Annotated in this window: 17 protein-coding genes; 11 read left to right on the top strand and 6 right to left on the bottom strand. The window is 69.4% G+C overall.

The annotated features are described in order from the left end of the window. Positions 1-16 precede the first annotated feature (16 nt). A complete protein-coding gene (locus tag ACVHNB_RS35840) occupies positions 17-607 on the bottom strand; it encodes an isochorismatase family protein (RefSeq protein ID WP_456226772.1) in 591 nt (196 codons plus the stop codon). Between the two features lie 98 nt (positions 608-705). After that, complete coding sequence (locus ACVHNB_RS35835) at positions 706-2,034, bottom strand: nicotinate phosphoribosyltransferase (protein ID WP_428954405.1); 1,329 nt, start codon at positions 2,032-2,034, stop codon at positions 706-708. A gap of 122 nt (positions 2,035-2,156) precedes the next feature. Between ACVHNB_RS35835 and clpS the strand changes: the two genes are divergently transcribed. The 7 genes from clpS to ACVHNB_RS35800 all read left to right on the top strand — a co-directional run bounded on the left by clpS (position 2,157) and on the right by ACVHNB_RS35800 (position 6,932). Next, a complete protein-coding gene (clpS, locus tag ACVHNB_RS35830; protein WP_428954406.1) occupies positions 2,157-2,474 on the top strand; it encodes an ATP-dependent Clp protease adapter ClpS in 318 nt (105 codons plus the stop codon). Positions 2,475-2,493: 19 nt separating this feature from the next. Further along, positions 2,494-3,093: a DUF2017 domain-containing protein gene (locus ACVHNB_RS35825; RefSeq protein WP_428954407.1), complete on the top strand. Its 600-nt coding sequence runs from the start codon at positions 2,494-2,496 to the stop codon at positions 3,091-3,093. A gap of 346 nt (positions 3,094-3,439) precedes the next feature. Further along, positions 3,440-4,876, top strand: a complete 1,437-nt coding sequence (locus tag ACVHNB_RS35820; protein ID WP_428954408.1) for an amino acid permease — start codon at positions 3,440-3,442, stop codon at positions 4,874-4,876. Between the two features lie 86 nt (positions 4,877-4,962). Then, on the top strand, positions 4,963-5,379 hold the full coding sequence (locus tag ACVHNB_RS35815; protein ID WP_428954409.1) for a Mov34/MPN/PAD-1 family protein: 417 nt from the start codon (positions 4,963-4,965) through the stop codon (positions 5,377-5,379). A gap of 90 nt (positions 5,380-5,469) precedes the next feature. Further along, entirely contained in the window at positions 5,470-5,571 is a 102-nt protein-coding gene (locus ACVHNB_RS35810) for a putative leader peptide (protein ID WP_323179532.1), read from the top strand. Between the two features lie 114 nt (positions 5,572-5,685). Continuing rightward, positions 5,686-5,964 carry a MoaD/ThiS family protein gene (locus ACVHNB_RS35805; RefSeq protein WP_428954410.1) on the top strand — a complete coding sequence of 93 codons (279 nt, stop codon included), beginning with the start codon at positions 5,686-5,688 and terminating at the stop codon, positions 5,962-5,964. A 17-nt stretch (positions 5,965-5,981) separates the two neighbouring features. Beyond that, on the top strand, positions 5,982-6,932 hold the full coding sequence (locus tag ACVHNB_RS35800; protein ID WP_456226771.1) for a PLP-dependent cysteine synthase family protein: 951 nt from the start codon (positions 5,982-5,984) through the stop codon (positions 6,930-6,932). A 79-nt stretch (positions 6,933-7,011) separates the two neighbouring features. Here the strand turns inward: ACVHNB_RS35800 and ACVHNB_RS35795 are convergent, their stop codons facing one another. Further along, complete coding sequence (locus ACVHNB_RS35795) at positions 7,012-7,449, bottom strand: type II toxin-antitoxin system PemK/MazF family toxin (protein ID WP_428954412.1); 438 nt, start codon at positions 7,447-7,449, stop codon at positions 7,012-7,014. A gap of 197 nt (positions 7,450-7,646) precedes the next feature. Here ACVHNB_RS35795 and ACVHNB_RS35790 point away from each other — a divergent pair, with 197 nt between their 5' ends. After that, the gene (locus ACVHNB_RS35790; protein WP_428954413.1) at positions 7,647-8,399 is read left to right on the top strand and encodes an MBL fold metallo-hydrolase; all 753 of its coding nucleotides are present in this window, start codon (positions 7,647-7,649) and stop codon (positions 8,397-8,399) included. 68 nt (positions 8,400-8,467) lie between these two features. On the opposite strand, the gene ACVHNB_RS35785 is transcribed toward ACVHNB_RS35790, so the two are convergent. Next, positions 8,468-9,748, bottom strand: a complete 1,281-nt coding sequence (locus ACVHNB_RS35785; protein WP_456226770.1) for a PTS transporter subunit EIIC — start codon at positions 9,746-9,748, stop codon at positions 8,468-8,470. 246 nt (positions 9,749-9,994) lie between these two features. After that, the gene (locus ACVHNB_RS35780) at positions 9,995-11,281 is read right to left on the bottom strand and encodes a PTS transporter subunit EIIC (protein WP_428954415.1); all 1,287 of its coding nucleotides are present in this window, start codon (positions 11,279-11,281) and stop codon (positions 9,995-9,997) included. A gap of 190 nt (positions 11,282-11,471) precedes the next feature. On the opposite strand from ACVHNB_RS35780, the gene ACVHNB_RS35775 reads away from it, so the two are divergent. Beyond that, positions 11,472-11,705 carry a glucose PTS transporter subunit EIIB gene (locus ACVHNB_RS35775; protein ID WP_387217466.1) on the top strand — a complete coding sequence of 78 codons (234 nt, stop codon included), beginning with the start codon at positions 11,472-11,474 and terminating at the stop codon, positions 11,703-11,705. 96 nt (positions 11,706-11,801) lie between these two features. Here ACVHNB_RS35775 and ACVHNB_RS35770 read toward each other — a convergent pair whose 3' ends face one another. Then, positions 11,802-13,007 (bottom strand): acyltransferase family protein, encoded by a 1,206-nt coding sequence (locus ACVHNB_RS35770; protein ID WP_428954416.1) that lies wholly within the window; start codon positions 13,005-13,007, stop codon positions 11,802-11,804. A 306-nt stretch (positions 13,008-13,313) separates the two neighbouring features. On the opposite strand from ACVHNB_RS35770, the gene rph reads away from it, so the two are divergent. Both rph and ACVHNB_RS35760 read left to right on the top strand, forming a co-directional pair. Beyond that, positions 13,314-14,060, top strand: a complete 747-nt coding sequence (rph, locus tag ACVHNB_RS35765; RefSeq protein WP_428954417.1) for a ribonuclease PH — start codon at positions 13,314-13,316, stop codon at positions 14,058-14,060. Positions 14,061-14,182: 122 nt separating this feature from the next. Continuing rightward, on the top strand, positions 14,183-14,575 hold the full coding sequence (locus tag ACVHNB_RS35760; protein ID WP_428954418.1) for a hypothetical protein: 393 nt from the start codon (positions 14,183-14,185) through the stop codon (positions 14,573-14,575). The last annotated feature ends 2 nt before the right edge of the window (positions 14,576-14,577 follow it).

Here is a 14,577-nt window from a genome sequence, read left to right as displayed (position 1 = left end):
AGCGGGGCCCCGCGACCTAGGCCACGACCGGCTTACCGGTGAGCTCGACCCCGGCCGCCTTCATCTCCTCCAGCGCGGACTCGGTCGTACCGGCGGCGACTCCCGCGGTGAGATCAAGAAGAACCTGCGTACGGAACCCCTCACGCGCGGCGTCCAGCGCAGTGGCCCGCACACAGTGGTCCGTGGCGATCCCGACGACATCGACCTCGGAGATCTCCCGGTCCCGCAGCCAGTCCGCCAAGGACACCCCGTTCTCGTCGGCGCCCTCGAACCCGCTGTACGCGGCCGAGTACGCCCCCTTGTCGAAGACGGCGTCGATCGCGCCGGAGGCGACGGCGGGCGCGAAGTTCGGGTGGAACCCCACGCCCTCGGTCCCGGCGACGCAGTGCGCGGGCCACGAGTGGACGTAGTCGGGGGAGTCGGCGAAGTGGTTGCCGGGCGCGATGTGGTGGTCGCGGGTGGCGACGACGTGCTGGTAGCCGCCGCCCGCCGTCTGCCCGACGAGATCGGTGATCGCGGCAGCGACATCGGCACCTCCCGCCACCGCGAGGCTGCCGCCCTCGCAGAAGTCGTTCTGCACGTCTACGACGATCAGGGCGCGGCGCATGGTCGGTGTCCTTAAAGGTCTTCGGCTGGAGACTACGAGCGTAGAAGCTTCAAGTGCATTGCGGGAGAGGGCAATTGGTGCACTCGCTCCCGCACGGCTCACACGTACTCGGTCGGGATCACGGCCTCGCCCCGGGAGAGCTGCGTCGCCGACAGCGGGAGCCCGTCGCGCGCCGCGATGTGCCGCTCGCGCACCGCGTCCAGCGGCTCGCGGGAGACCACCTCACCGCCCTTGACCAGCTCGACCAGCAGCTGCCGGTCGGCGAGCTCCGCCGGCACGGCTCCGGTGCCCACGACCTCGGCCTCCGCGGCGCCGTCCCGGTCGAGACGGCGCGCGGCCCACTTGCGCCCCCCGATGGACGTCTTGCCGCCCGCCGACTTCTTGGCGACCGGCACCAGCGGCGCCTTCGGGTCGGCGGACTCGGCCCGCGCGACCAGCTTGTAGACCATGGAGCAGGTCGGGTGCCCCGAGCCCGTCACCAGCTGCGTACCGACGCCGTACGCGTCCACGGGCGCGGCCGCGAGCGAGGCGATGGCGTACTCGTCGAGGTCGGAGGTGACCACGATCTTGGTGTCCTTCGCGCCCAGCTCGTCGAGCTGCTGACGCACCCGGTGCGCGACGAGCAGCAGGTCGCCGGAGTCGATCCGGACGGCCCCGAGCTTCGGCCCCGCGATCTCGACGGCCGTGCGGACCGCCTCCTGCACGTCGTACGTGTCCACGAGCAGCGTCGTCCCCTCGCCGAGGGAGTCGACCTGGGCACGGAAGGCGTCCCGCTCGGAGTCGTGCAGCAGCGTGAAGGCGTGCGCGGACGTGCCCACGGTCGGGATGCCGTACCGGAACCCGGCCGCCAGGTCCGACGTCGTGGCGAAACCGCCCACGTACGCGGCCCGCGAGGCGGCGACCGCGGCCAGCTCGTGCGTGCGGCGCGCGCCCATCTCGATCAGCGGCCGGTCCCCGGCGGCCGAGGCCATCCGGGAGGCGGCCGCGGCGATGGCCGAGTCGTGGTTGAGGATGGAGAGGATCACCGTCTCCAGGAGCACGCACTCGGCGAAGGAGCCCTCGACGCGCAGGATCGGGGAGCCGGGGAAGTAGACCTCGCCCTCGGGGTAGCCCCAGATGTCGCCGGAGAAACGGTAGTCCGCGAGCCACTGGAGCGTCGGCTCGTCGACGACGTTCCGCTCCCGCAGGAAGCCGAGCACGCCCGCGTCGAAGCGGAAGTTCTCCACGGCGTCCAGGACGCGCCCGGTGCCCGCGACGACCCCGTAGCGGCGGCCCTCCGGCAGGCGCCGGGTGAAGACCTCGAAGACCGAGCGCCGGTCGGCCGTACCTCCGTGGAGGGCGGCCTGCAGCATCGTCAGCTCGTAGTGATCGGTGAAGAGCGCTGTCGACGGAACGTCCACCGGCAGGCCAAGGTCCGCTGTGTTCATGAGAGGAATGCTACCCCCAATTAGCGTCAGTGTGACGATTTCTGCGTCCGATCGTGGAGCAGGTGTGCGGCAAGGCCCGCGCGAGCGGCTCGTTTGTGCGGTTGACGCCTCGTGGTGGCAGCATGGGCCGTGTGACGGCTCCAGCACCCCTTGAGATCGAAAGCCCCGAGACGACGGAGGATCTCTCCGCGGTCCCCGAGCCGGACGTCCCCTGGATCACGCTCGTCCACAATGACCCCGTCAACCTGATGAGCTACGTGACGTATGTCTTCCAGACCTACTTCGGGTACTCCAAGGACAAGGCCACCAAACTGATGATGGACGTCCATCAGAAGGGGCGCGCGGTCGTCTCCTCCGGCAGCCGCGAGGAGATGGAGCGGGACGTCCAGGCCATGCACGGCTACGGCCTGTGGGCCACGTTGCAACAGGATCGGAAGTAATGAGGGGTACAGCGCTCTGATGCCCGGGCACTTCGAACCGATCCCCGGCGGCGGTGCGGCCGTCGCCCTCGACGATGTCGAGATCTCCATCATCCGCTCGCTCGCCGTGCAGCTCCTGGAGCTGATCGGGCCCGGGCCCGGCGGCGAGATCTCCGACGACCCGCTCGCCGAGCTCTTCGCGGAGGGCCCCAGCGAGCCGCCCACCGACGCCGTGCTGCGCCGCCTGCTCCCGGACGCGTACGGCGGTCCGGGCGGCCCGGCGGACGAGGACGAGGCCGAACTGCGCGCGCACTCCTCGGAGTTCCGCCGCTTCACCGAGAACGACCTGCGGGCCGGCAAGCGCGAGGACGCCCTCGTGGTGGTCCGCACGCTGGACGCGCTCAGCCCGGTCGGCGACGGCGGCGCGGTCCTGAAGCTCGCCCCGGACGAGTCGGTCCAGTGGATGCGGGCCCTCAACGACCTGCGCCTGGCCATCGGCACCCGTCTGGACATCACCGACGAGGAGGACACCGACCTCCTCTACCGGCTCCCGGACGAGGACCCGCGCAAGCCGATGGTGATGGCGTACCTGTGGCTGGGCGGCCTCCAGGAGACTCTGGTCGAAACCCTTATGCCCTGACGTGTCCGGACAAGGCGGGGCGCCGCATGGAAGCGCGTTCGCTCAACGGACGCTCAAATCCGCATAACGATCGCATCACCGGCCCGACCCTCAATGCGGTCGCGGGTGCTGTTTGTCCCCTTTTTCCAGTGACCTGTGTCACACGCGCCTCGGTCGGGCACCGTGAACGCCGTGATAAATCTTCACGACCGCCCGACGGACGCCACCCCTGTCCGCCGGGGGCGCCCTTACCGGCCGACCGCCGGTAGGCACAGCTCCATCCATCCCAGGGCCCCACCCCGAAGGATCGTCACAGTCGATCCGAGCCGCGAATGGCACGGATCGGCATGGAGAAAGGCGCACCATCATGACCTCAGTGCAGGTCGACAAGCACAACGCCGGCAATGAGGCCGTGAGCGACGCCGCCGAGGGCGGCGAAGGCTACAAGCGGGGACTCGGCGCCCGGCAGATCCAGATGATCGCCATCGGCGGCGCCATCGGCACCGGCCTCTTCCTCGGCGCGGGCAAGGGCATCTCCAAGGCGGGCCCCAGCCTGATCCTCGCGTACGCCATCGCGGGTCTGGTCATCTTCTTCATCATGCGGGCGCTCGGCGAGCTCCTCATGTACCGCCCCGTCTCCGGCTCGTTCTCGGAGTACGCGCGCGAGTTCATCGGCCCCTTCGCGGGCTTCGTCACCGGCTGGACGTACTGGCTCTTCTGGGTCATCACCGGCATGACCGAGGTGACCGCGGCCGCCACCTACATGACGTACTGGTGGGACATCCCGCAATGGGTGTCCGCCCTCGTCTTCACGATCATCCTGTACGGCGCCAACCTGATCTCCGTGAAGCTCTTCGGTGAGCTGGAGTTCTGGTTCTCCATGGTCAAGGTCACCGCCATCGTCGGCATGATCCTGATCTGCGCCGGCATCCTGACCCTCGGCTTCTCCGACGCCGGCGACACCGCCTCCGTCACGCACCTGTGGGCCGACGGCGGCTTCTTCCCGCACGGCATCGGCAACACCCTCATGACCCTGCAGATGGTCATGTTCGCGTTCCTCGCGGTCGAGCTGGTCGGCGTCACCGCGGGCGAGTCCAAGGACCCGAAGACCGTCCTGCCCAAGGCCATCAACACCGTGCCGTGGCGCATCGCCGTCTTCTACGTCGGCGCCCTGATCATGATCCTCTCGGTCGTGCCGTGGACGAACTTCCAGCCGGGCGTCAGCCCCTTCGTCGCCGCCTTCGAGAAGATGGGCCTGGCCGCGGGCGCGGGCATCGTGAACTTCGTGGTCCTCACCGCCGCCCTGTCGTCCTGCAACTCGGGCATGTACTCCACCGGCCGCATGCTGCGCGACCTCGCGCTCAACGGCCAGGGCCCGAAGGCCTTCACCAAGCTGACGAAGAACGGCCTGCCGCTGATCGGCACGACGGTCTCCGCCGCGCTGATGATGGTCGGCGTCTGGATCAACTACCAGTGGCCCGGCGAGGCGTTCAACTACGTCGTCTCCTTCGCCACCATCTCCGGCATGTGGGCCTGGATCGTCATCCTGATCTGCCAGGTCCGCTACCGCCTCAAGTCCGACCGCGGCGAGCTCCCCAAGTCCGAGTTCCGCGCGCCGGGCGGCATCTGGGCCAGCATCCTCTCGCTCGCCTTCATCGCCCTGGTGATCGTCCTCATGGGCATCGACAAGGACGCGCGCATCTCGCTGTACGCGGCCCCGGTGTGGGGCGTCATCCTCGGCGTCTCGTACTTCGTCCTGCGCAAGCGCAACCCGCAGGGCGCCGCGTTCGCCAAGCGTTCGTAGCCTCCGCACCCGTTGGGCATCTCACCAGGTGGGCCGCCGCGTACCGGACTCCGGTACGCGGCGGCCCACCTGCTTATCCTGGCCGCATGCTGACGATTACCCAGGCCCTGTACGACCAGATCGTGGACCACGCCCGCGCCGACCACCCCGACGAGGCCTGCGGCGTGGTCGCCGGCCCGGTCGGCGAGGGCCGCCCCGAGCGCTTCGTCCCGATGCTGAACGCCGCCCGCTCGCCCACCTTCTACGAGTTCGACTCCGGCGACCTGCTCAAGCTCTACCGCGAGATGGACGACCGCGACGAGGAGCCGGTGATCATCTACCACTCCCACACCGCGACCGAGGCGTACCCGTCCCGCACCGACATCACCTACGCCAACGAGCCGGGCGCCCACTACGTCCTGGTCTCCACCGCCGACACCGACGAGGCGGGCCCCTTCCAGTTCCGGTCCTTCCGCATCGTCGAGGGCCAGGTGACCGAGGAAGAGGTCCAGGTCACGGCCTGACCCACCGGCGGTCTCGCATATCGGACGGATTCCGACCGCATGGTGAGATCACATTCCGGGACCCCGGACGGGAATCGATACGATGAGCCCATGGTTTCCCACGACGTGAGCGAAAAGACGCCGGGCATGCTGCTCGTGGCGCGGCTGCACGTCGATCTGTGCCGCCTCGCCAGCGCCATCTGTCCGCGCTGAGCCGCACCGCCGTACGGCCCCGGGCCGCGGCCCCACGCACCACGAACCATCCAGATCGCTCGCACCGCCGCGCGCTCGCCCACACGACTTCCGACTCCTGACAGGAGCACCAGCATGGCCATCGAGGTCCGCATCCCGACCATCCTCCGCACCTACACCGACGGCGAGAAGGCCGTGCAGGGCAGCGGGGACACCCTCGCCGAGCTGTTCACCGACCTGGACACCCGGCACGCGGGCATCGCCGCCCGCATCGTGGACGGGGGCCAGCTGCGCCGCTTCGTGAACGTCTACCTGAACGACGAGGACGTCCGCTTCCTCGACGGCATCGAGACCAAGCTCTCCGACGGCGACAACGTCACGATCCTGCCGGCCGTGGCCGGCGGCATGCGCTGAGCCGGACGTAGCGACGTATGCGTTACGACAGTCCGCTGGCCGCGGTGGGCAACACCCCTCTGGTGCGCCTGCCGCGGCTGAGCCCTTCCGACGACGTACGGATCTGGGCGAAGCTGGAAGACCGCAACCCGACCGGCTCGGTCAAGGACCGCCCCGCGCTCCACATGATCGAACAGGCCGAGAAGGACGGCCGGCTGAGCCCCGGCTGCACCATTCTCGAACCCACCTCGGGCAACACCGGCATCTCGCTGGCGATGGCCGCCCGCCTCAAGGGCTACCGCATCGTCTGCGTCATGCCGGAGAACACCTCGCAGGAGCGGCGCGACCTGCTCGCCATGTGGGGCGCCGAGATCATCCCCTCGCCCGCCGCGGGCGGCTCCAACACGGCCGTGCGGATGGCGAAGGAACTGGCCGAACAGCACCCGGACTGGGTGATGCTCTACCAGTACGGCAACCCGGACAACGCGGGCGCGCACTACGCCACGACCGGCCCGGAGATCCTGGCGGACCTCCCCTCGGTCACCCACTTCGTGGCGGGCCTCGGCACCACCGGCACGCTCATGGGCGTCGGCCGCTACCTGCGCGAGCAGAAGCCCGACATCAAGATCGTCGCGGCCGAGCCGCGCTATGACGACCTGGTCTACGGCCTGCGCAACCTCGACGAGGGCTTCGTCCCCGAGCTCTACGACGCCTCCGTCCTCACCACCCGCTTCTCGGTCGGCTCGGCCGACGCGGTGACCCGCACCCGTGAACTCCTCCAGCAGGAGGGCATCTTCGCGGGCGTCTCCACCGGCGCCGCGCTGCACGCCGCGATCGGCGTCGGCAAGAAGGCCGTCAAGGCGGGGGAGCCGGCGGACATCGTCTTCGTCGTCGCGGACGGCGGCTGGAAGTACCTGTCGACGGGCGTGTACACGGCGGCGACGACCGAAGAGGCCATCGAGGTCCTGCACGGCCAGTTGTGGGCGTGACCCGCACGGTCCGGCCCCTCCGCGGCCGAGGACCCGGGGCCTGGCCCCCGGACCCGCTCCTCGATCGCCGGAGGGGCTATCACGCGCCCAGGTGCCGCACCTGATCCCACAGCGCCGGGTCGACGACCCCGGCCCGCCGCCGGAAGTCCGGCACCGGCACCTCGCGCAGCTCGTCCGTCTCCAGATAGCTGGCCCGCCCCTGCGCATCGCTCACCGCGCCCGGCGGCAGCGCGATCACCCCGGGCCGCTCGTCGTGGTACCGGCTGGTGATCTTCGCGACGCGCGCCACACCGCCCCGCACCGCCAGCACCAGGCACGGTCTGTCCTTGGCGCCCGGCCCGTCCTCGTAGGGCACCCGCGCCCACCAGATCTCCCCGGGCCGCGGCCCGCCGGCCACCGGGCCTGAGCCGGTCCGCGGGCGGCGGCGCCGGGTGCCCCGGCCCCATCCGTCGACCAGGGTCGCCACCAGCGCGAGCAGCACGACGGCCGCGAGCGCGAGCCACCAGGACGTGTCCATAGGCATGACGGTACCGGTGGGGCGCACGGGGTGCCGCACCGGGCGAGCGCCCCCCGAACCGGTGACAGCGCAGGTGAGTTCGCCCACAACGGCCCACGACGGAGGAGCGACCCACCGTTTTGCGCCTTACGCTCGACGGACCCCTCAGTCCCGCTCCTTACCGCTTCCCGACCGCCAGCGCGGAGGTTCCGGCTCTTATGAAGCTCACCGTCGTCGGCTGCTCGGGGTCGTTCCCGTCCGCGGATTCGGCCTGTTCGAGCTACCTCGTCGAGGCCGACGGCTTCCGGCTGCTTCTCGACATGGGCAATGGCGCCCTGGGCGAGCTGCAGCGCCACTGTGGTCTCTACGACCTCGACGCGATCTTCCTCAGTCATCTGCACGCGGACCACTGCATCGACATGTGCGCGTACTTCGTCGTGCGCTACTACCGCCATGAGGGCGGCCGTTGCGACCCCATCCCGGTCTACGGACCCGAGGGCACCGAGCAGCGGCTGACCACGGCGCACGCCGACACCCCCTCGGCGTCCGCCTTCAGCGAGGTCTTCGACTTCCACACCGTGAAGCCGGGCTCGTACGACATCGGGCCCTTCTCCGTACGCATGGAGAAGGTCTGCCACCCGGTCGAGTCGTACGCGATCCGCATCGAGCACGGCGGCCGCTCCCTGACGTACTCGGGTGACACGGGCCCCTGCGCCGCGCTCGACGAACTGGCCGCGGACAGCGACCTGTTCCTGTGCGAGGCCGCGTTCACGCACGGCAAGGAGAACATCCCGGCCCTGCACCTCAACGGCCGCGAGGCGGGCGACTCGGCCCAGCGCGCCGCCGCCCGCAAGCTGGTCCTGACGCACATCCCGCCGTGGACGGACCCGCAGGTGAACCTGGCGGACGCGCGTGCGGTGTACGACGGGCCGGTGGAGCTGGCGGTGGCCGGGGCGACGTACGAGATCTGATCGTTTCCCGGGTACGACGAAGCCCCGCCGACACATGGTCGGCGGGGCTTCGTCGTACCCGGCAGAGGCTACTTGGCCTCGGCCTTCTGCAGTTCGGCCAGCTCCTCGTCGGACTCACGGCCCGGCGTCGGCAGGTTGAACTTGATGATCGCGAAGCGGAAGACCACGTAGTAGACGGCCGCGAAGCACAGGCCGACCAGGGCCAGCAGCCACGGCTTGGAGGCGATGCCCAGGTTCAGGAAGTAGTCGACCGCGCCGGCCGAGAAGCCGAAGCCGTCCTTCATGCCCAGGCCCCACGTCAGGGCCATGGAGACACCGGTGAGGACCGCGTGGATCGCGTACAGGACCGGGGCGATGAACATGAAGGTGAACTCGATCGGCTCGGTCACACCGGTGACGAACGCGGTGGCCGCGAGGGAGAACATCATGCCGCCGACGACCTTGCGGCGCTCGGGGCGGGCGCAGTGCGTGATCGCGAGGCAGGCCGCCGGAAGGGCGAACATCATGATCGGGAAGAAGCCGGTCATGAACTGACCCGCGGTCGGGTCGCCGTGCAGGAAGCGGGCGATGTCGCCGTGGTAGTCGACGCCGCCGTCGTTGTAGGTACCGGCCTGGAACCAGGGGAAGGAGTTCAGCAGGTGGTGCATGCCGATCGGGATCAGCGCACGGTTGGCGACACCGAAGATGCCGGCGCCGACGGCGCCCGAACCGACCAGCCACTCACTGAAGTTGTGCAGACCCGTGCCGAGCACCGGCCAGATCAGGCCGAAGACGATGCCGACCACGAGACCCGCGAACGCGGAGAGGATCGGGACGAGCCGGCGGCCGCCGAAGAAGCCCGCCCAGTCGGGCAGCTTGGTCCGGTAGAACTTCTGGTAGAGCAGGGCGACGACTATGCCCATCACGACACCGCCGAGGACACCGGCGTTGACCGGGGCCTCGTTCATGACGATCTTGCCGTCGGCGACGCTCGCGACCTTCGGGAGGTTGCTGTCCGTGAAGGTGGCGAGCACCTTCTGGAAGACCAGGTAGCCGGTGACCGCGGCGAGCGCGGTGGAGCCGTCCGACTTCTTGGCGAAGCCGATCGCGATGCCGACGCAGAACAGCAGCGGCATGTTGTCGAGCAGCGCGCCACCGCCGGCGGCCATGTAGCCGGCGAGCTTGTTGATGAAGGTCGGGAACGACTCCCTGCCGAGCATGTCGGCCTGGCCGAACCGGACCAGCAGCGCGGCGGCGGGCAGCACGGCGACCGGCAGCATGAGGCTGCGGCCGATGCGCTGCATGACAGCCATCGCGCCGGCGCCCTTCTTCTTCTTGTCGGCCGCGGGTGCGGCGCTAGCCGTGGACACAACTTCCTCCAGGTGGGCAGGCGCCGCCAAGGGGTCATTGTGGGACGGCGGCGTCTCGAGGGGGACCGTGGCCGACGGCCACATGGTCTACACCACTCAGTGGTGTAGACCTGTTGTAGCACGGTGAAGCTGAGATAAGGAACCCACGATTTCTGTGGTGTGGAACATATGCGTCCGCTTGAGCTCATACGTGACGAAGGGCCCCCGGACCAGAGGTCCGGGGGCCCTTCGGGCAGGGGCGGAAGGCTAGGCCTTGGTGACGTCCTCGACCTCTTCCTCGGGCTCGCGGCCCGGGGTCTTCAGGTCGAACTTGGTGATCGCGAACCGGAAGACCGCGTAGTACACGACCGCGAAGCACAGGCCGATCGGGATGATCAGCCAGGGTTTCGTCGCCAGGTTCCAGTTGATCAGGTAGTCGATCAGGCCCGCGGAGAAGCTGAAGCCGTCCTTGACGCCGAGTGCCCAGGTCACGGCCATCGAGACACCGGTCAGCACCGCGTGCACCGCGTACAGGGCGGGGGCGATGAAGACGAAGGAGTACTCGATCGGCTCGGTGATGCCGGTGACGAACGAGGTCAGGGCCAGCGAGAGCATCATGCCGCCGACGGCCTTGCGGCGATCGGGCCGGGCGCAGTGCACCATCGCCAGACAGGCCGCGGGGAGGGCGAACATCATGATCGGGAAGAAGCCCGACTGGTAGATGCCCGCGCTGGGGTCACCGCTGAGGAACATGTTGATGTCGCCGTGCACGGTCGTGCCGTCGGGCTTCGTGTACGAGCCGAACTGGAACCACAGCGGCACGTTCAGGAACTGGTGCAGCCCGATCACCAGCAGCGCGCGGTTGGCGACGCCGAAGATGCCCGATCCGACGGCGCCCAGGCCCTCCAGCCAGTTGGAGAAGCTCTCCAGGCCGTCACCGATCGGCGGCCAGATCCACAGGCAGATGACCGCGAAGAGGATGCCGACGAAGGCCATGATGATCGGGACGAGGCGGCGGCCGTTGAAGAAGCCGAGCCACGAGACCAGCTTCGTCCGGTGGAAGCGGACCCAGAAGAACGACGCCAGCAGGCCCATGATGATGCCGCCGAACACGCCCGGGTTCTGGAACTGGAACGCGGAGACGGTGTTGTCCGCCGCCTGACAGCCCGTCGCCACCGCCTTCGCCCCGTCGGCGCAGTCGATCGGGAACTGCCGCAGCACGCCTCGGTAGACGAGGAAGCCGGCCACCGCGGCGAGCGCGGTCGAACCGTCCGCCTTCTTGGCCATGCCGATCGCGACACCGATGCAGAACAGCAGCGGCAGTCCGAGGTCGGCGTCGAGCAGGGCGCCGCCCGCGCCCGCGAAGACCTTGGCCACATTGGTCCAGCCGAGGCCGTCGTCGCCGAAGACGTCGGGCTGCCCGAGGCGGTTGACGATGCCCGCCGCGGGGAGCACGGCGATCGGCAGCTGCAGGCTGCGCCCCATCTTCTGGAGCCCCTGGAAGAAGTTGTTCCAGGGGCTCGGTCGGGGTGCGGCGGCGGCGTTCGCGCTCATGGGCGTCCTCCCGGAACAAGCCACGTTTGGCGGTCGTTGGAAACTGGTGTAGACCAGTCGCGGGACGGGTCGGTCCACGTGCTCGTCATCTTTCGTCACGTGTGGTGCTACCGCTCGTGAAGATGGGCCAACCGTGGGTTACCGTGACAAAACGGCTCACGGCGGGCCAGGGAACAACAGGGAGAACGAAATGGCCACGAAGGCTGAGAAGATCGTTGCCGGGCTCGGCGGCATCGACAACATCGAAGAGGTCGAGGGCTGCATCACCCGGCTGCGCACCGAGGTCAAGGACGCCGGCCTGGTCGACGAGGCCGCGCTGAAGGCCGCCGGCGCCCACGGTGTCGTCAAGATGGGCACCGCCATCCAGGTCGTCATCGGCACCGACGCCGACCCGATCGCCGCCGACATCGAAGACATGATGTGAGCAACCGTCACTGACGGGCCGCACGCGAACGGCCGCCGCTCCCCGATGTACGGGCAGCGGCGGCCGTTCGCGTCCCGGAAGGGCCCGCGCGCTCGGTCAGGCGACCGTCTTCTCACGTGCCGCGGGCCGCGAGCGGCCGAACCGGCGCACGAGCGGAAGCTCGACCAGCCGGTGGAGCAGCCAGGACAGCGCCACCGCGGCGACGGCCGCGCCGGCCAGGAGGGCGATGCCCTCCGTGGTGGAGTACAGCTCCGTGCCGAGCTCCTTGCGGAGCCGGGCCAGTACGATGTAGTGCAGCAGGTAGAAGGCGAAGGAGATCTCGCCCAGCCAGACCATCGTGCGGTTGCGGAACAGGGTGAAGCGGCCCTCGATGTCCGCGGTCGCCGCGGCCGCGATCAGCAGCACGATCGGGATGATCATGGTGGCGCGCTGCCCGTAGAAGGCGGGCATGTGGAAGGTGAGCCAGTACCCGCCGGCCAGCAGCACGAACGACGGGATCATGCCGATGTTGCGCCAGCGCCCGTGCTTGACCGCGAGCGCGACCAGGATGCCGAGGGCGAAGTCGACCACGCGGACCGGCGGCAGCACATAGTTGAACCAGTACGCGGTGGCGGCGAGGTCCTGGCCGCTGGGAACCAGCGGGGCCTTCGGGAACGCCGTGTACGCCACCACCGGGGTGGCCCACACCGCGGCGATCGCCCCGATGATCCAGTACTTCAGGTGCCGGGGCTCGATGCGCCGGAGGACGGCCAGCAGCAGCGGGAAGCTCAGGTAGAAGAGCGCCTCCACGCCCAGCGACCAACTCGGCGGGTCCACGCTGAAGTTGGTGTAGTACTCGGGCACCCACACCTGGACCATGAAGAGGTTGGCGACGGCGATCCGGGTGGAGGTGGCGTCGCCGGCGAAGAGCACCATCGCGAGCACCCAGGCGACCACGTAGGTCGGGTAGATCTTGACGAATCTCCGCCGCCAGAACCCCGTCGTGGTGTCGTTGTCCCGCGCCGACCAGGTCAGTACGAACCCGCTGAGCACGAAGAAGAACGACACGGCGGGCCCGCCGGCCTGGTCGAACCAGTGGAACAACCGGAACTCGGTACGGTCGTCGGCCAGCAGCCGCAGCGACGGGATCGGTATGAAGGCGTGGGCGGCGAACACGGCCAGCGCGGCGAGGAACCGCAGGCCGGTCAGGGACGGCAGCCGGGAGATCGGGGCACGCGTCGGCTCGGCGGCTTCAGCGGCCCGGGCACCCAGACTGCCTTCTCCGTCCGACGCGGAGCCGGTCAGTACTTGGTCAACGGCCATGGGACTTCCGTTCTCGGGTGAGGTTCTGCAGCGGTCTGTCCTGCGGGGCGGGGCTGGCGCTGTCGGGCGAACGCGGTGACTCGGCGGGACGTTCACGCCTGTCATCGGGTGCTTCTCCTCGACCGGGAGCAACACCGTTTTTGTACCGCCGCGCGCTCGTGGATCACTCAAGGGCTGTTGAAGGGACGAGCGGGTTCCGCCTGGGCCGTGCGGGACCTCGGAGTCCGGGCCCGCGCGGCGCGGAGTACGGCGCGGGCCCGCCCCGCGGGACCTTCGCCCCGCGCCCCTGCCGCTAGGCTCCTCCCCATGTCTCGCATCGACGGCCGCACCCCCGAACAGCTCCGCCCGATCACCATCGAACGCGGCTGGAGCAAGCACGCAGAAGGCTCCGTCCTCGTCTCCTTCGGCGACACCAAGGTCTTCTGCACCGCCTCCTTCACCGAAGGCGTCCCCCGCTGGCGCAAGGGCAGCGGCGAGGGCTGGGTGACCGGGGAGTACTCGATGCTGCCCCGCGCCACCAACACCCGCGGCGACCGCGAGTCCGTCCGCGGCAAGATCGGCGGCCGCACCCACGAGATCAGCCGCCTCATCGGCCGCTCGCTGCGCGCCGTCATCGACTACAAGGCCCTCGGCGAGAACACCATCGTCCTCGACTGCGACGTCCTCCAGGCCGACGGCGGCACCCGCACCGCCGCCATCACCGGCGCCTACGTCGCCCTCGCCGACGCCGTCGCCTGGGGCCAGGGCAAGAAGCTGATCAAGGCCGGCCGCCAGCCCCTCACCGGCACGGTCTCCGCCGTCTCCGTCGGCATCGTCGGCGGCGTACCGCTCCTCGACCTCTGCTACGAGGAGGACGTCCGCGCCGACACCGACATGAACGTCGTCTGCACCGGCGACGGCCGCTTCGTCGAGGTCCAGGGCACCGCCGAGGCCGAGCCGTTCGCCCGCGACGAGCTCAACTCCCTGCTCGACCTCGCCGTCTCGGGCTGCGACGAACTCGCCGCCGCCCAGCGCAAGGCCCTTGAGGGCGCCCTCGGAAAAGACCTTGCCTAGGTAAAGAACTCCCCAAGTAGGGTGGCAACCGCACAGCCACCGACTGCGTCACTACGTACGGGTGGACGGCACGCGACATCAACCGCCGTCCATCCGTCCGTACTTCAGGGGAGGACCGTTCCATGGCCGCGCGCCGCCACCGTCGAATCGCCATAACCGTCGCCGCCGCGGCACTGATCGCGGTCCCGGCCGCCGTCGGCTGCTCCGCCGTCGACAAGGCCCTCGACTGTGTCCAGACCGCCGACTCCATCGCCGACAGCGTCACCGACCTCCAGCAGGCCGTCGAGAACGCGTCGAACGACCCGGGCCAGGCCGACGAGGCGCTCGCCTCCATCGACAAGAACCTCGACAAGATCGGCGACAAGACCGACAACGCCGATGTGTCGAAGGCCGTCGGCGACCTCAACAAGGCGGTGGACAACGTCCGTACGGCCATCAGGAACGGCGACGAGACCCCCGACGTCACCCCCGTCACGGACGCGGCGGGCGAACTGACGAAGGTCTGCACGCCGTAACG

The sequence above is a fragment of the Streptomyces sp. YJ-C3 genome (assembly GCF_053891275.1).
This window is presented reverse-complemented; position numbering and strand designations above follow the sequence as displayed.